This window comes from Paenibacillus oryzae, from assembly GCF_001675045.1.
GTDB classification, from domain to species: domain Bacteria; phylum Bacillota; class Bacilli; order Paenibacillales; family Paenibacillaceae; genus Pristimantibacillus; species Pristimantibacillus oryzae.
In genome coordinates this window covers 40,301-58,209 of sequence record NZ_LYPA01000024.1, presented here as the reverse complement: position 1 = coordinate 58,209, position 17,909 = coordinate 40,301, and the positions used below count along the sequence as shown (strand labels likewise).

Genomic DNA, 17,909 nt, shown 5'->3' with positions numbered 1-17,909 from the left:
TAAATCAAATTCGATCCCTATCATCTTGATTTTGTTTCCTAGTCATTATTAAATGCTATAAATAAATTAGCAGCAACATTTCATAATGAAAATTACTAATTATATTTTAATTCCATTATTTCAGTTATCTATATAGTTAAAAATAATTAACTTTAGAGTTAATTACCCCTTTCATAACAAGATACTTGTTTTACTAAAACACCCCGCCAGGGCAAACAGTTGCAATACCCCTTGCAAAAATTTTGAGCTGCGACTTCCTGTACCCAACAAAATTAAAAAATAAACCCCAATCTCCACTGTAAAAGCTGGAAATCGGGGTCATTTTACAAAATTGCTTCTGCCGGCGTTGGAATTACTGCTTTGTCCGATATTGGCCGGGCGTTTTATTCTCCAGCTTTTTAAACACCCTCATCATCGTCTGAAGATTGGTGTACCCTGCCTTTTCTGCAATCTGCGCCAGCGTCATGTCGCTTTCCTCCCGCAGCAATTCCTTGACACGTTCAATCCGGCGGGTATTAATAACCTCCAAAACTCCCGTTCCTCTATATTGCTTGTATACCTGCGACAAATAGGAGTTCGAGAGATGTACATAATCGGCCAGCTGCTGCACACTAAGAGAAGGATTGGCATAATGAAGCTCGATATAACGGTCGATGATTTCGATTTTCTGCTCCGTCGATTGCTGCTTCTCATCATAATGCGTAATCATTGCCTCAATAATTTGCATGATTTCAACTTTCAGACTATGAATGGTCGAAGCGCCGAGAAGACGCTGTACCGGATTCATATCCATGTAGAAATGCTCCTCCAACGGCGTTTTTTTGATCTCGATGGCATTAAGCACCAAATTGATCAGTCCAAACATCCTGCACTGCAATAGCTGAATCGAGGCTCCATCCGTATATTCGTAATAACCGGTAATGACCTCCAGCTTCGCCTTGGCCATCTCAAAGTTCCGTTCCATCATGTACGACATAAAGTCCTGTTCGGCCCGGATGATATCCATGTGGTGCCATGCCGGAGGCAGCTTAGTATAGCTTTCATCAAAAGGAATCATTCCCGACTTGCCGGTCATTCTTGCATAATCCAGCGATTCCCGCGCCTGAAGGTAGGAGGAAGCCAATGTAGATGTGGCATCACAAAGCTTACTAAGTGCAAATTGAAGGTCAACATCGAAATATCGCTTAATGCTGGTTCGAATCTGCTCCAGAATCGTCGTTATATACAGAGCCGTTGTTGCTTCGTCTATTTTGTCGGACCAGACCACGCCCGTCATGTCTACGTCCTTCCAGAAGTAACAAGCATATTGAGCGCCGAGCAGCTCCATGCCGATGTTATTGAGGCATAGCAGAATGATATTTTCCTGCTCTTGTGACGATAGATTGCCCAGCTTTTTTCCTATTTGCTCCACATGAATGATACAAACCATCCCTTGATTGAAGGACAAGCCAAAGTTATTCCGAAACAAAGACTGGTCCTTGTCGGGTTTAGCGTGCTCACGGATCATCTCGGTAAACTGCTGCTTGAGCAAGGCCTTCTGGTCTTGCTGTATCAGGGACGTTAACCTGGTATTGTTGGCAACGATGGTCTGTATCGTGTCCTGCAGGTTTTCGAAAATATCCCGATCATGACGAATGGCGACATTCCGGCTCAGCGTCAGCACGGGCCGGTAGCGCCGTCGCGTCTCAAAATACACGATGCAGGCCGCCAGAATAAAGCTGATGCCGATATATCCGTACAAGACAAGGCGAAGATCATACACTTCCTTCAAATACTGGTTGACCGGAGCAACCGAGATATACTCCCAATTGGCTTGCGTCATGCTTTGGCTGGTGACTACGTTTTTGTCGATATAGTTTTCGCCGGACTTCAATTCGCCATAGCCGTAAAGCACTGTCGCTGGCAAGTTTCCTGTGGAAGCAATGACCTCCCCGTTGTCTGCGATAATATAGCTGTAGCTATCCAGGGAAGCAGGCATGCTAAACAGCAGCTCGCCAAGGTCGTCGGGCTCCAGCTCAACGATAGCGAGGCTTGCCGCCTCGCGCTGGCCATTTCGGCTCAGCGGACTTAAGAAGTACAGCGTATCCTGCATGACAACAAACGCGCTGCTGGTCTGCCGCTGCGCATAATGAGCCCATTCCTTGCGCTTCATGCCGAATTGGCTTTCCGTGAAGCTATCCGATTCATCGGCTTTCAGCTGGTACGCGCTTATAAAGCTGTCGGAGCCGGCAAAATAAACAAAGCTGTCGCGAACATTGCCATATAAATAGATGCCGCGCAGCTCCTCGCGAGCCTGGTGCAGATTATAATAATCCGCGTTGTCGAGCGGCCTTGTAATAAAGGAGGCGGAGAGCAGGCGGTCATTAAATGCGAGCGCCGAAACATCCTTTTTGATATCCAGCAGCTTCAGATCAATCAAGCTTTTCGTTTGCTCCGCCGCTTGCCTTTGCGCCATGACTACCGCTTTTTCGGTTGTATATAAAGCAATCATGTACAAAAGAAGACCAATAACGATAAAAATCAAGATGACGCACATGGAGCTTATAAACCATTTGCGAAACGTATGCTCAGCGAAAAACAGATTTTTACGCAGAAAATTCATCTGGCCATTCGCCCCTTCGCCATCATCTTGATGTCATTCTACTCTTGCGTATCCGCATAAAAAAGCCGTACCCTATCAGGACCGCCGCGAGAGGCAGTATAAACACTCTGAACATCGACGGGTATCCGCTGCTATCTATGACCTCGCCGGCGATTACCGGCGCTGAAGCCTGCCCCAGATCCGCCCCGATGTAGAAGGTGCTGGTTGCCGCACCCCTGCGCTCGGGAGAAACGGCATTCATAACAGAAGCCTGCAGCGCAGGCTGAACGGCTCCAACTCCAAGCGCCTTGAGCACAGCCGCAATAGCAAATATCGCAACCGGATTGAAAGCGCTTGCCCCGCTCAGCAGCCATAACGCTAATGCGACGCAAATCAAGCCGGGATACAAAACAAACGAAAAGCCCTTTCGGTCTACCAGCTTCCCGCAAAACAGGCGGGAGAGGAGCAGAACTGCGGCGCTTAACGTAAAATACCAGCCGGCGTTCGGCATACCCAGCTCAAGGCCATACAAAGCAATAAAGCTTGTCTCTATTGCATTAACCGAGGATAGAGCAAACGAGATGACACTGAACAGCAAGGCTTGTTTGACAAAGATAGCGCTCCAGCTTAAGGGCAGCGCTTTGCGCTGTTCGGGGCTTCGCTCCCCTCCCGAATCTTGAAGGAATAGCAATGAAATCATTGAAACTATAACACAGAACGAGGCAAAAAAGAACATCGCCTGGGTATTGAAGTAATGAGCCAGCGCCAGGCCCGCTCCGGGCCCGACTGCCATTGCCAGTGTCTGGCCCACCCCGAAGTAGCCCAAGCCTTCCCCCATTCGTTCCTTCGGAATGTAAGAAGCAATGAGCGCCATCGTAACCGTGGTCGTTATGCTGAATGAAACGCCGTGCAGCAATCTTGCCATCAAATAAGCCGCGTCAGAAGCTGCGATGCCGTAAGCCGCAATACACAGGCCATTTAGCATCAGAAAGATAAGCATCAGCCTCTTTTTGCTGAAACGGTCGCAAATCCAGCCGCTGAAGGGGCGAATCAGCATCGCCGCCATCGGCATCGCTCCAATAACGGCGCCTGCGGTCGCAACGGTCATGCCTCTATCGGTCAGATGAACAGATAAAGTCGTCGAAATCATGTAAAAGCTAATATTAAGTATGGCATTCAACAAAAAGATAGCGGTATACTGCCGATTCCAGATTCGCGTCATGGCCGGTAGACAGAAGTCCTGCACCAGTTCATTACTTCGGGCAGCATCCGGCCCCAAAACGTCCAGTCATGTCCTCCCGCCCCCTCCTGCCACATCCCCTCCACACCAAGCTCTTCCGTAATATACCTGTATGTGTTTCGTGCGCTTTCAATGGCCAGATCCTCGGTCCCGCAGCTGGCAAACAGCTTGGGCAGCGGGACGCCTTTGCGTGCTGCCAACGAGGCCAGATGGGAAATATCATGCTCCGTGCCCCTGAGCTCCTCGGCAATTGTGGTCCGAAACAGCTTCCTGTGCACGTCCTCCTGAAAACCGCCCGGCGGAGGATTGCCTAGATCAAGGAAGTTGCCGGCCGACAGCACCGCCATACCGGCATATCGCTCAGGGTTAGTAAAGCCGAATTTATAGGCGCCATGTCCGCCCATCGATAATCCGGCCACAACCTGATCCTTGGGCGCCGTGCTCAATGGGAACATCCCGCCAAGAAGCTCCGGCAGCTCGAAGGCAATATGATCATAATAACGGCCCAGCGGACCATTCGCGTAGAAGCTAAGATCAGCGGTTGGCATCACGACGGCGATACCGTACTCCTCCGCGTACAATTCAACGGCCGTATTTCTCCACCAGCCGCTATGATTGTCGCATGCCCCGTGAAGCAGCCAAAGGACGGGATATGCCGCGGACGGTTCACCGCGCTCCGGTATGACCACAGCTATTTCCGTCTGGCGCGTCAGCATACGTGAATAAAGATCCAATTGCATAAAAGCCATATTCCGATCACCTCTTTAGTTGGTATGGAATTTAGTTGGTATGGAATGATAGAGAGTTCAGAAAAACCTGTATCCACTTATCCCAGAAGGGCCATGTATGACCCGCCTGTTCAGTGTAAAATTCATAGCGGTAGGGATTGTTTTTGATGCCCATAAAATGCTGCCGCAAAGCAAGGCCTACTTCAAATGCATGATCCTCCGTACCAACCGCATGAAAAATACGCGGCAGCTTTTTCCCCTCTTTGATATTCTGAATGGATTGATGCAGCACATCGTATTTCGTCCCCTCCAGCTCATCAGGATCATCGACGCCAAGATGAATTTGTGGCAAGCTCGGCGCGCCTTCTCCGCCGGGCGGAGGCGGATAGCCCGATATGGTACGAAGATGCTCCAGGGGGATGACCGAGCTAGTCGACAGAATACAAGCCGCCGCATAATGCTCGGGGTACATCATCGCCAGCTCCAGTGCGCCGCCGCCTCCCATCGAAAGGCCTCCGATGAAGGTATGCTCTTGCTTAAGCGACGTTTGCGGAAAGAAGCGGCGGATCGTCTTTGGCAGCTCCTCCACGATATAATCGCCGTAATTCGGGCCCAGCGTCATGTTCAGCCACCGGCTCGGACCGGCAGCAGGCATAACGACCGCGATGCCTTTCTCTTGTGCATAACGCTCAATCCCCGTCTGACTAAGCCAGGTCATGCTGTTGCCGCTGCCGCCATGCAGCAGGTACAGAACCGGAACGGGCTCAACAGCCTTATCCGGCATGATAACGACCAATCGGGTTTGCAAATTCAACACCTTGGAATAGGTGAACATTGTAACCAATGCCATGAGCAACAACCTCCTATCCTTTGATTGCGCCAATCATGACGCCTTTTGCAAAATACTTCTGAATAAACGGATACACGCACAATATCGGCAAGGTACTCACCATAACCGTACAATACTTAATTAACGATTTATAGATGCTTATCGCAGCGTTTGCGCCGCCGGAGGTCATATTTGTGTTGCCTTCGATAAGAATCTCCCGCAATATAATCTGCAGCGGATATTTGGCCCGATCCGTGAGATATAGCGAAGCAGGGAACCAGGAATTCCAGTGCATGACAGCAATGAACAATACGATAACAGCAATCGATGCCTTCGACACGGGCAGAATGATCCGCAGAAAAATCTGCATCTCATTGGCCCCGTCCAGCTTGGCCGACTCCTCCAGCGCCGCTGGAACACCTTGGAACGCCGCGCGCAAAATAATAAGATGAAATACATTAATAGCCGCCGGCAGAAGCAGAGCCCAAGCGCTATTGAACAATCCAAGCTTGAGAATCAGCACATAGTTAGGGATCATCCCGCCATTAAACAGCATGGTGAACACGATGAGCAGCATCAGCGTATTGGCCGGCATAAAATAACTGCGCGAGAGCGTAAAAGCACCCAAGGCGGTCATCGAAATACCTAATACAGTCCCGCCAACAACGTATATCAACGTATTCAGATAACTTTTCCAGATCGAGGGGTTGGCAAAAACAATCTCGTACCCCTTGAAGGTAATCTCTCCTACCGGAAAAAACATTAAGCCCTTGTTGGCGTTCAGCTCAACGGGCGAGGAGAGCGACGCAGCCAGCGTATGCCACATGGGCATCAGGCAGATCAAGGTGATCAGCCCTAAGAGTATATAATTGCAGATCAGAAACAGTCGTCTGCCCATATTGCGATCAGATGCCATACTTTCCCCCTCCTAAAACAGTCTCGTCTCCGAATATTTTTTGCTCACATAATTGGCGCTGACGATCAATAAAAGCCCGATCACAGAGTTGAATAAACCTACTGCGGTGCTGTATCCGTAATTATGGCTCAAGATACCTTGCCTATAAATATAAGTGGATATAACATCGGCCGTCTCATAGATAGCGCTGTTATAGAGCAGCAGCACCTTCTCGAAGTTGACGTTAAGCATCTGTCCGAGATTCAGAATGAGCATAATAATAATTGTTGACGAGATACCCGGTATCGTGACATGGATACACTGCTTCCAATGCCCCGCTCCATCGATTTTGGCCGCTTCGTATTGCTCTGAATCAACACGCGACAAAGCCGCCAGATAGATAATGCTGTTATAACCCATAAACTGCCAGATATTCGTAGTGACAAATATGGTCCGGAACATCTCCGGCAAGCTAAGTAAATTCGCTGTTTTCCCAAGCAGCGGAGCGATCATTGTTGTTATTGGACCGGTGGAGGATGTAAAATCATGAATCAGACCGGCTATAATAGCGGTGGAAAGGAAATAAGGCAAATAGCTGATCGTTTGTACCGTCCTTTTGAACAGCCGGGCTCGAATTTCGTTAAGCAGCAATGCCAGAATAATCGGCGCCGGGAAACCAAAAAGCAAATCCAGCAGACTCAAGGCCAGCGTATTTTTCAATACCCGAATGAAATTCGGACTATTAAAGAAGTCAATAAAGTTTTGAAAACCGACCCACTCACTGCCGAAAATACCGGTTTTGGGTGAAAAATTCTGGAAAGCCATAATGACGCCGGCCATTGGAAGATAATGAAACACGACAAAGTACAAAATAACTGGGAGCGTCATCCAATAAACCATCTTATGCCGCTTGTAATTTATATATAAGGCTCTCATGTAATCGCACTCCTTATCAGGGGGGAGGGCCGCCAAAGTCTAATCTGTGACGGCCCCGCCGCAGCAGGTAATCTATCGTGAGTTATAGCGATCCAGAGCCTTCTGGTATACCGCCATCGCTGTTTCAACATTCATGCTTCTAATTCTCTCTACAAAAGCATCATACTTATCGAACTTCTCAATACCCATAATAAATTTGATCTGCATTTCCTCGACATAGTCGATAATATTCGTCATGACGGAATTATAGGTTTTGGATTCCTCATCGTTTAAGGTTAAGGAGGAGCTGATTACATAAGCATTATCATTAATCGAATCATAGAGCTCGGCTTGCTCCAGCAGCCACGGGTCTGTAACTGTGCGGTTGCTGACAACAACGGCCGGCGCATCCGCTATCGACGTAATCATATCAATCGCGGCAAAGCCGTCTTCGTTGGCGTAAACCTTCTCATTGAACCGGTATGTCCCGTCCGGAAGCTTCTCATAATAGGACTCGTCCGGCCCGTAATTGCTTATGTGAATGACGTCCGGCGAGTAGAACAAATCCGCCCATTGCAACGCAAGGTCCAGATTTTTTGTCTTGGAGCTGATTTGCATCCCTGAACGGACCAGCCTGGATTCGGTGCCGACATGAATTTTGTCGCCTTTATTGACAACCGGATGCGGAACGGCAATATAATCCACATTTTTGTCAGGCGTCAGCTCCCGGATGACATTGACAACCGAAATCGGCGCAACCATCGAGCCGGTACGCGGGTCCGGATAAGCAGCAAACTCGGCATTGATGGAATTGAGAGACAGGAAGTCCTGATCGATAAGCCCTTCGGAGTACCATTTGTTCATCATCTCCAGGTACGTCCTGAACCCCTCCTCCAGCGGCGCATAACGAACCTTGCCGTCAACCTGATAGAACGGCTGGACGCTTCCGCCGTAATTCATATAACCAAATCCCAAACCGCCAATAAACATATTCAGCTTAGGGAAGCCGTCGCTGTTGAGCAGGTAAGGCTTCTCAAGACCGGCTTTCTTAAAAGCAGTCAGCACATCATACCATTCGTCATACGTCTGGGGAGCCTCCATATTAACCTTTTCCAGCATGTCCTTACGCATCAAGATGCCGTACCAGGTCGCATCCTGAACATCGTCTTGAGTAAAGCTGGATAAGGAGGCCATCTCTCCTTCATCGGAATAGCTTTCGATCTGACGGACTGAGCTGCGCTCAAGCTCTGTCTTATAGTTAGGCAGCTTGTCCAGATGCTTTGCGACGTCGATCACCACACCATCCTTTAGCAAGCCATAAGCCCCCGTCGGATACACCAGTCCCGCATCAAAGAACAAATCCGGATATTCGCCGGAGCTGATGAGCATTGCGAGATTGTCTCCCTCGGTTCCACTAACCGGAGTAATCCAATCAATGTGAACACCCGTCTGCTCCTCCATCCAGCGTTGGAACAACGTGTCATTCCAGCTTTCCATAAGCGTGCCGATCGAGGAGTGGGTTGGCCGCCAGGCCTTCAAGGTAACGGTTTTGCCCTCGGGAACTAATCGACGGAGCGACGTCGAGCCTTCCTGAGATTCAAGATGCTGCTGCAGCTCCTCCTGAGACGCCTTCTGCTGAGATGAATTGCCCGAGCATCCTGTAAGCGTTGCCATTAATAAGCTGCCGACGACTATGGTCGACCATGTCATGCGTTTGTTCCATGTCATACGTTTATTCTTTTGGTTCATGCTGCTGATCCCCGCTTTCGTTATGTTTTTGTCATTACATCCTGCGCCTTAAGTGTAGGCCATGCAGAATAGACAAGTAAATTCGCAGTATTTCTTTGTTATATCACATTTTTAACGTTTACACCTAGTCGTGAAATCCCTTATACAGCAACGATTCTCAGCGATTCGGCCCATAGCGGCAATGATCATTTTTTTAGTAGCGTAGAACGTTTTTTTCGTAAAAGTACTGACAATAACATCAATAACAACGTAAGTCCATCTACTCTGTAGCGGGCATGAATGACCGACAGAAGACAGATAACGAGGCAAGCGCCGATTATTAGGTTTCGCCTAAAATACCGATTAATTTAAAAACATGTCACAAAACAGCTCTTTGCACTGTTATAAGGGTACAGTCGACTGAGAAATAACAGGAGGTGAGCTTATGGAGGAAACAGATATTGGAAATAGGTTTGTTAAAGGCGGGGAAGATGAGCTGGAAGAGATAATTGCTCTTTATGGTGAAAAACTCCTTCGCTATGCAACGGCGATTCTATGTGATTATCATGAAGCGGAAAATATTGTACAAGAAGTCTTTCTTTCAGCCTATCAAAATCGGAATCATTTTGATGGCAAAAATCTATCCGCATGGTTGTACAAAATTACATATAATCGCTGTTTAAATCAACTGAAAAAACGTAAAATCCTATACTTTCAGGATATTCGTAGTGAAGCCGTTTTACCAGAGAGCGATAAAGAGTTGAGTGATGAGATGCTTCGTGCGTTACAGAAGCTTAAGCCTATGGAACGCGCCTTGTTATATGGGCATATTATAGACGGGCAAAGTTACGAGGAATTATCTCAGCTTACAGGAAGCTCTCCAGTTGCATTACGCAAACAATATCAACGAGCCAAAGATAAAATTGTTAAATATCTTACTATTGAATATGGTAAAAAGGAGTCTAACTATGGACAAATTTGATAGGGAAGAAAAACATATACATGAAAGGCTCTCCAAAATTACGGTTGATCCAAGTAAACTTGCAGAACAGGTAAAAAGCCAATTGCATGAAGGTCATGCAGGCAGTGCTGACATGCCTGCCAGACGCCGCAAACGGTGGACAAGGCCAACAATTGCAGCTATTGTAATGTCGTTCGTATTAGTTGCTAGTGCAACTGCTGCTTCTTTAGGGGATTTTGATTGGTTCATTCAAAGGTTTAATCCTGATTTTGGCAAGATTGTTGAGCCAGTTGGAATCTATAGTGAGGACGAAGGAATTCGCATGGAGGTTATCGGTGCACAGAAGTATGAGAATAGGGCGATTGTTTACCTGTCTCTTCAGGACAGAACAGGACAAAACCGATTGACGGAACAAACTGAGTTTAGAGACGGGTTCACTGTAAAAATGCATGCTGAAGCAAAAGCAGTAACCAGCGATGGGGACGAATTTTTAACATCCTCCATATCATGGAAGAAAAAAATGCTATATTTTAATACAGATACAAATACTATTTATTATGAGTTTAATATAACGTCTGATCCAAACTCACCATTAGCAGATCCGTTGGAGCTCGGCAGTTTCCTTATTTCTTTTAACCACAACACCTATACAGACGCACCTATTTCCGTATCCCTAACAGAGATTGATGATGTACAAACGATTCCTGTTGGAGAAACACAGATTTGGGGTGGCAGTAATATGTCAAGTGATTTCAATTCATTAACAGAAGCGCTTATGCCAGGTAATTATGCTTCAATGCCCCATGGCGAAAAAGATCAATGGGTTTCAAACATAGGTATTATTGATGGAAAATTGCATGTGCAGATAGGATCTATTTTTAATGAAGAGTTTGGTCCTACTGACCCCGCGCTTTCTCTAAAGGGTCCAGACGGCCATTTTATTTCCTATGATTATAGTTTGTTTTTTTTCAGTGATAAAAAATATAACCTTCTTGATAAAGAAAAAAACAATTATGGTGATGCTATTTATAAGCTTGAAGAATTTGTATTTCCTGCAATCAATGAAAATCTTAGTCATTACACTCTTACTTATACAGGTTCCGTTTATTCTGGGGTTGAAGGCAAGTGGAAAGTGGCAGCACATTTAAGTGATACAACTGCCAATTTACGGACTTGGAAAAATGATATTTCAGTTGAAGGTCATCTTTTTGAATATATAACCATCAGTCCATTAGGAGTACAAGTAATCGGCAGCTATACAGGTGAAGATTACATGGCCACTGATATGCTGCTTGAAATTGAAACAATAGACGGTATTATCCCGCTGGAGGGTGGTGGAGGAAGCCAAAACTCTGATAAGCATACCTTCAATGCAAGTTGGAATACGACTGCACCTTTAGATGTTGCCAAAGTTAAAGCAATCCTTATAAATAACACTCGAATACCGGTTAACTAACAAAATCAATAAGCTAAATATTCAACACACTAGTTTAAACAAAGCTTGTTAAACAGGAAACCCTTGATCTTGGATGGATCAAGGGTTTTTAATAGTGAGGTTAGGAGCCCCTGTCGGAATATCGCGCCACGCGGCTGTGTAGGGGTGTAGCTGCAGTTTTAATCCCACTTGAGCCGACGACACTATAAATTATCTGTCCACTGAATGTTCTTTCAAAATAAATGAAGCTGCCTCCAACGAATGAATTCCTTTTGCAATATCTACAATAAATTCCACAGCATATACACGTTCCATTCTTAGATGTTTACCATTTATCATTAGGAATGATTTGGTAACCAAATAAGCTGTCCGTTTATTGCCATTATGGAAGCAATGATTCTTCACCAAAGACTCAAGTAGGGCCGCAGCTTTGTCAAATAAATCTGGATAAGCATCTTCACCAAAAACACTTTGCTGCGGCCTATGTACCGCAGATTCCAGCAGGCCGTGATCCTTCACACCCGCTTGTTCTGCGTCATTCATTTTTTTCATCATGAAGTAGTGGGCTGAAATAACCTCTTCTTTGGTTAAGAATGTTGTCATTTCAGCGGTCCCTTAAGTCCTCAAGGATCCCTTCATCTTCTTCAAAAACATCAAAGAAAGCTTCAAGCACCTCTGGTCTTACATTATCAGGGAGCTGAGTTTGCCGAACCTTTTTCAATACAACTTCACCAAGATCATTTTCAATAAATTCGATCTCATCGCCTTGTGAGACATTTAACTTTTCAGCCAGACTTTTTGGCAAGCTTACTCCCAAGCTGTTGCCCATTCTGCCGATTTTTCGAGAATAACGCTTTACATTCCGTCTATCATTTGCCATTTTGATCACACCATTCATTTTCATTCTCCTTTCTATATTATGATCGACATTTAAAAAGTTATACCTTATAACTATTATTACTTTTATAACATATTTACATCTTATCAAATTTTTCTAGACTTATAAAGCAAAAATCCGACCTCACGAGGTCGGATTTTTCATGGTTTGGTGGAGGCGAGGGGATTTGAACCCCTGTCCGAAGATCACGCCACACGGCTTTCTACGGGTGTAGCTGCAGTTTTGATGTCACCTGAGGAGGCCCCCTGCAACGCGGTTCTTCTCAGGTCAGCCTGATTATCTTCTTCAGCACACCCCAGGCGGAGATGTTACAGCGTATCCCACTAAAGTTGGGCCCTCATCCCGGTACATGGGCGATACAGAGCGAGAGCACGCGAACAGGTTATTAAGCTGCTACAGCGTAGTTTGTTTGTTGTTTGCCATTTAATAGGCTTTAGCGTTGATGAAGCAGACGACTCCCTGCTACCCGCTGGCTCGCGCTCGTCCAATCCCCGTCGAATCCATAAACGCCCCCGAATTGGCATAAACGTTCTGAATCAACGTTTAGCTGGCCTTACGGGACATTAAGGATTAAGGCTAGACAATTGCTATGCTAGCTCAATCAAAATTTACTCAATTCATTCAACTACCTAAATTCTTGCGCATGCTGTTACTATCAGCCTGAACCTGACCCAGCATCTGCTACCCAGCGCGACCTGCAGATCATGTGGATTAAAGTATCCGCGAGTTATTAAAAATCAATCTACCTGCAGTCACCTCAACCGCGCTGTTATAAGCCGTCCGCCGTATCCCTAGTATACCACGTTCATCATACAAATGCCCGCAAAGGTTACTGGGAATGCTGGTTCAATATGCCGACAGTGCTATCTAGCTACCTTCTGCTTCTCGCGAAGTGCGCGCTGAATATCGCGCTGTGCGTCGCGTTTGGCGGCTGTGTCGCGCTTGTCGTATTGCTTCTTGCCCTTGCCGAGTCCAAGCAACAGCTTGGCGTAGCCGTTGCGAATATAAATCTTCAATGGCACGATGGAGTAGCCTTCCTGCTTGGATTGTCCCAGCAGCTTTTGAATTTGAGTCTTGTGCATCAACAGCTTCCGCGTCCTTGTAGGATCAGTCGGATTATGAATGTTGCCTTGCTCAAATGGACTGATATGCATGTTGTGGATGAAAATTTCGCCGTTTCGGATCGTAGCAAACGCATCGCTAATGTTTGCCCGGCCCGTGCGCAGCGATTTAATTTCCGTTCCCATCAGCACCATGCCCGCTTCAAAAGTCTCCTCAATGAAGTAGTCATGGGAAGCTTTTTTATTTTGGGCAAGCTGTTTGCCGTCATTTTTTTTCGCGCCCATTTTCCTTCACCTCGTCCCTCTTGCGTTATATCCAGGCTTTAGCCCTTTCGCTCAATCCCTCAGAGCTAGCCTTTACAACGTCCTTAACCTCTGCCTTCAAGCGGCTTCGGTACTTCATTTTAGCAACTTTAATCCCCAAAATCAAGAACGTCCGGGCGTACACTTTGGCTTAAAACATTCTTGCCTGAGAGGCTGATAAAACAACAAGGCATGGCAACAAAATCCTAAAGACACGAAAAACCGTCCCCCACTCGTGGTCGGGGACGGCCTTCTCGAAATTAAACTGTTATTACAGTTTAACTACGTTTTCAGCTTGAGGACCGCGGTTGCCTTCAACTACGTTGAACTCAACGCGTTGGCCTTCTTCAAGAGTTTTGAAGCCTTCGCCAACGATTGCGGAGAAGTGTACGAATACGTCGTTTCCGCCTTCAACTTCGATGAAGCCGAAACCTTTCTCTGCGTTAAACCATTTAACTGTACCTTGTTGCATGTGGAATTACCTCCAAAAATAAATTAATATGCGCCTGATTCGTTTTAGAAAACAAAAAATTCACACATTGAAAAAGGTGTCATGACGCTAATGATACCCTTTTCAATATGTGAATACAGGTTCATCTCATCCGATTGCCTTGAGTGTACTACAGCCGACGCCAAAAATCAAGCGACAAGCTCAAATATTTTTTCTAAATTCTCCAATTGCCGGATTATGCTGACAAAGAACGAGCTGGCCAGCCCGCGAAGCAGCCGACGCCGTTCAAAACGGCGCCGACAAGCACTCACGTTGCTCGCGCATTGGCTGCAACAGCCCCTGCACTTTAATAGCCTGATTACAGTATACCCGCTTTTTCAGGTTATATACCACATTACTCAAAATAAATTTTCAAGCCTGCTTGCGCTTGCTTTATTTGTTCTTTTTTCGCACAAATGCGGCAGTTGCATTATTGAGCTGGCTCTTTTTTTTCTTATTTTTCTGAACAGCCTCGTTTACCGGAAGGCCTTTAGGATTGGAGCCGCCGTCTTTTTCGGCAGTCCCATTTCCAGCCGCAGCTGCGTCAGCGGAACGGGATCGACTTGGCGAGTTTCCCTCAACAGAAGAAATTCCGCCTCCTTTGCCGCGTCTCCGACGTCCTTTCTTTTTCGCAGGCTGAGCGAGACCATCTACGCTTAAGCTGTCAGCAGCTGAGCCTTGGCCCTTCTGCTCAATAACTCCGCCAGCTTCGCCAGGCGTCAGATTTTTTTTGCCGCGAGAGCTGCCTCTTCCTGTTTTTTCACCTGTTGCTCCCGAGGAGCTGCGGCTGCCGCTTCCAGGCTTTGCTGAGCTATTACGTTTACTGAATCGGCCAGACTTTCCTTGCCCGCCTTGACTGCGGCCCCGTCTTCTGCGGCTTCCCGGAACGCCAAAACCGTCGTCATCTTCACCATGTCCGCCTTCACCGCCGTCATCCCGTCTAGGGGATAATGGCGCAATGGTAATCGGCAGACCCCACATATCCAGCTTAGGCGCTTTTCTGCCGTGTCTTCCCGAGTTTTCATGTGCAGCCGTTTCATCAACAATCACTTCTGCAGCGGCGCTTTCCTCGGAATGCCTGCCGTACTCTACCCAACGATTGTCTGCATCAAAGGCGCCGCCTTCCGATAGCCATGGATTAACGTCCTTTTCACCGGAACCCGTTCTGCCTGCACCCTTGCTTGCGTCTTCCTTCCGGCGTAACCCGCCATCCTGTTGCCGTCCCGCACCATTCTTGACGCTCCAAGCACTATTGCTGCTTCCAGCGCCTCCCCGGCCTCCTACACTTCCATTGCCGCGTCCTGCTCCGTCACGGCCGCCGCCACTTCCATTGCCGCGTCCCGATCCATCACGTCCGCCGCTGCGACCTGCGCCATCGCGGCCTCTGCCAGCGTTATTGCCGCGACCTGCGCCGCCTCGGCCGTCTGCCTCTCCGCGACGCCCGCCGCGCTGTCTTCCATCTCCGCCATCGCGACCGCGCTGCCCAGTCCCTCCGCGCTTGCGGCCTCCAAAGCCAAAACCGCTACCATCTCTAGGCTCGCCGGCGCCCCCGCGAGGTTTGGTATCCACCATCGCAAAATTGATATTGTAATCCATCATGTCAATGCTGGAAACCTTGATGCGTATTTCATCGCCGATACGGAACATCTTGGATGTCCGTTCGCCAATCAGCATCATATGCTGCTCATGGAAATGATAATAATCGTCGTGAAGATCGCCCAGGCGAATCAGCCCTTCAACGGAATTATCCAATTCAACAAAAATACCGAAATTGGTCACTCCGCTAATAATGCCGTCGAAATCCTCTCCAACCTTATCCAGCATATATTCGCATTTTTTCAGCTTCTCCGTATCCCGCTCCGCATCGGCCGCCGCCCGCTCCCGTTCCGAGGAGTGCTGGGCAATATCCGGCATTCTTGCCGTCAACGCCTCATGGCGCGCCTCCGTCAAATAACCGCCGTTTTCGATAACCTCGCGAATGATGCGGTGAATAACCAAATCCGGATAACGGCGGATCGGGGAAGTGAAATGGGAATAAAATTCCGCGGCAAGTCCAAAATGCCCCAGACTCTCTGCATCGTATTTCGCCTGCTTCATAGAGCGAAGCAGCATCGTAGAGATGACCGTCGCTTCCTTCTTCCCCTGAATCTCCTCCAGCAGCGTCTGCAGCGCCTTGGGATGCACCGTATTCCCCTTGCTCCCCTTGACCGTATAGCCGAAGTTTCCGGCAAACTGCATAAACGTCAGCAGCTTTTCCTGATCGGGATTTTCGTGAATCCGGTACAGGAAAGGCACCTTCATCCAATGAAAATGCTCCGCCACCGCTTCATTGGCCGCAAGCATAAATTCCTCGATAATCTGCTCCGCAATTGAGCGCTCGCGTTTTACGATATCAATGGCTTTGCCGTTTTCGTCCACGATGATTTTGGATTCCTGGAAGTCAAAATCAATCGCTCCGCGCTTCATCCGTTTGGACCGCAGCCGCATTGCCAGCTTCTCCATCAGGCCAAACATCTCCAGCAGCTCGCTATAACGCTCCTTAAGCTCCGTCTCAGGCTCCTCCGGCGTTGCCGTCAGAATTCGTCTGACATTGGTATAGGTCATACGCTCCTTCGTCCGAATGACGCTGGTAAAAATATCATGCCTCTCGCGCTTCAGCGTACGCCCGTTAAACTCCATCTCACAGGATAGCGTCAGCCGGTCCACCTGAGGATTCAGCGAGCAAATGCCGTTGGACAGCCGATGAGGCAGCATAGGAATAACCCGGTCCGTCAAATAAACGCTGCAGCCTCTGCGGAACGCCTCTTGATCCAGCGCGGATTTCTCCTGCACATAATAACCTACGTCCGCGATATGGACGCCCAGCAAATAATTGCCGTTTTCCAAAAGCTTGACATGAACGGCATCATCCAGATCCTTGGCATCCTCGCCGTCGATCGTTACGATAACCTCGTCGCGCAAATCGCGTCTGCCTTGCTGAACAATTTCCTCTTCGGAAATATGGTCGGGTGCATTTTCCGCTTCCGCCATAACCTCGTCAGGAAAGCTTTCAGGCAAGGAGTGCTTGCGGATAATGGAGAGAATATCGACGCCGGGATCATTTTTATGACCCAGAATCTCTAGAATTTCGCCTTCCGCGGCGGAACGGCCCTCGGGATACGTAACGATTCGGACAACAACCTTTTGCCCCGTTACTGCGCCTTTAAAGCCCTCCTTGGGGATAAAAATATCCCGATTAATCCGTTTGTCATCCGGTATAACAAAGCCATAGGCCTCATGATTTTCAAACGTGCCCACGATTTGCTCAACCGCACGCTTCACAACACGCACGACCTCGCCCTCCAGGCGGCCGCCGCCTTCGCTTTTGGAGGTGACGCGCACCAGCACGGTATCGCCGTTCATCGCGCTTTTCAAATCGTTGGCATGAAGATATACATCAGGATGATCCTTGTCATCAGGCAGCAGGAAAGCAAAACCTTTGGCATGAGCCTGGAGTCTGCCGCGTAATAAATTCATTCGCTCCGGCACTCCGTATCGGTCGGTACGAGTTCGAATAATTTGGCCTTCCGTCTCCAACTTGTTCAGCAATTGCAAAAATTGTTTAAACGCCGCCGCGCTATCAATCCCGAAATGGGCTTCAAGCTCCTGGTACGTCATCGGCTTATACGCCGTTTCCTTCATAAAATCAAGCAGCTCCTGCTCGCGTTCCATCATGTTCGGCTTACTCCTTATTAATCCCTTCTTGCTGCTAGCAGTCTTGCAAGAGGGTGGTAGATTATGCTATATCATGTAGTATACACGAAATGTATGTCCAACATCCGTATTTCCTGCGCTTTCTCTCCACA

General features: G+C 47.8%; 14 protein-coding genes and 1 other RNA gene. 2 read left to right on the top strand and 13 right to left on the bottom strand.

The features are described from left to right. Positions 1–352 precede the first annotated feature (352 nt). The 7 genes from A7K91_RS01535 to A7K91_RS01505 form a co-directional block, all read right to left on the bottom strand. Entirely contained in the window at positions 353–2,602 is a 2,250-nt protein-coding gene (locus A7K91_RS01535) for an AraC family transcriptional regulator (protein WP_068678971.1), read from the bottom strand. A gap of 22 nt (positions 2,603–2,624) precedes the next feature. Further along, complete coding sequence (locus A7K91_RS01530; RefSeq protein WP_068678969.1) at positions 2,625–3,803, bottom strand: MFS transporter; 1,179 nt, start codon at positions 3,801–3,803, stop codon at positions 2,625–2,627. Next, on the bottom strand, positions 3,800–4,570 hold the full coding sequence (locus tag A7K91_RS01525; protein ID WP_068678967.1) for an alpha/beta hydrolase: 771 nt from the start codon (positions 4,568–4,570) through the stop codon (positions 3,800–3,802). Before A7K91_RS01525 ends, A7K91_RS01530 begins: the two co-directional genes overlap by 4 nt. Before the next feature lie 31 nt (positions 4,571–4,601). Next, positions 4,602–5,399 (bottom strand): alpha/beta hydrolase, encoded by a 798-nt coding sequence (locus tag A7K91_RS01520; protein WP_068678965.1) that lies wholly within the window; start codon positions 5,397–5,399, stop codon positions 4,602–4,604. 13 nt (positions 5,400–5,412) lie between these two features. Continuing rightward, positions 5,413–6,294 (bottom strand): carbohydrate ABC transporter permease, encoded by an 882-nt coding sequence (locus A7K91_RS01515; RefSeq protein ID WP_068678963.1) that lies wholly within the window; start codon positions 6,292–6,294, stop codon positions 5,413–5,415. Positions 6,295–6,306: 12 nt separating this feature from the next. Continuing rightward, entirely contained in the window at positions 6,307–7,209 is a 903-nt protein-coding gene (locus A7K91_RS01510) for an ABC transporter permease (RefSeq protein ID WP_068678961.1), read from the bottom strand. Between the two features lie 72 nt (positions 7,210–7,281). Then, a complete protein-coding gene (locus A7K91_RS01505; protein ID WP_068678959.1) occupies positions 7,282–8,937 on the bottom strand; it encodes an extracellular solute-binding protein in 1,656 nt (551 codons plus the stop codon). A gap of 424 nt (positions 8,938–9,361) precedes the next feature. On the opposite strand from A7K91_RS01505, the gene A7K91_RS01500 reads away from it, so the two are divergent. Both A7K91_RS01500 and A7K91_RS01495 read left to right on the top strand, forming a co-directional pair. Next, entirely contained in the window at positions 9,362–9,898 is a 537-nt protein-coding gene (locus A7K91_RS01500) for an RNA polymerase sigma factor (protein WP_068678957.1), read from the top strand. After that, on the top strand, positions 9,885–11,333 hold the full coding sequence (locus A7K91_RS01495; protein WP_068678955.1) for a hypothetical protein: 1,449 nt from the start codon (positions 9,885–9,887) through the stop codon (positions 11,331–11,333). The genes A7K91_RS01500 and A7K91_RS01495 overlap by 14 nt, the downstream gene beginning before the upstream one ends. Positions 11,334–11,522: 189 nt before the next feature. Here the strand turns inward: A7K91_RS01495 and A7K91_RS01490 are convergent, their stop codons facing one another. The 6 genes from A7K91_RS01490 to rnr form a co-directional block, all read right to left on the bottom strand. Beyond that, positions 11,523–11,915 (bottom strand): type II toxin-antitoxin system death-on-curing family toxin, encoded by a 393-nt coding sequence (locus A7K91_RS01490; RefSeq protein WP_068678953.1) that lies wholly within the window; start codon positions 11,913–11,915, stop codon positions 11,523–11,525. A 1-nt stretch (position 11,916) separates the two neighbouring features. Next, entirely contained in the window at positions 11,917–12,210 is a 294-nt protein-coding gene (locus A7K91_RS01485; protein ID WP_068678950.1) for an AbrB/MazE/SpoVT family DNA-binding domain-containing protein, read from the bottom strand. A 148-nt stretch (positions 12,211–12,358) separates the two neighbouring features. Beyond that, positions 12,359–12,724, bottom strand: a transfer-messenger RNA (tmRNA) gene (ssrA, locus tag A7K91_RS01480). 349 nt (positions 12,725–13,073) lie between these two features. Continuing rightward, complete coding sequence (smpB, locus tag A7K91_RS01475; RefSeq protein ID WP_068678948.1) at positions 13,074–13,556, bottom strand: SsrA-binding protein SmpB; 483 nt, start codon at positions 13,554–13,556, stop codon at positions 13,074–13,076. Positions 13,557–13,845: 289 nt separating this feature from the next. Next, the gene (locus A7K91_RS01470; protein WP_068678946.1) at positions 13,846–14,046 is read right to left on the bottom strand and encodes a cold-shock protein; all 201 of its coding nucleotides are present in this window, start codon (positions 14,044–14,046) and stop codon (positions 13,846–13,848) included. 411 nt (positions 14,047–14,457) lie between these two features. Next, a complete protein-coding gene (gene rnr / locus A7K91_RS01465; RefSeq protein ID WP_068679004.1) occupies positions 14,458–17,775 on the bottom strand; it encodes a ribonuclease R in 3,318 nt (1,105 codons plus the stop codon). Between the last annotated feature and the right edge of the window lie 134 nt (positions 17,776–17,909).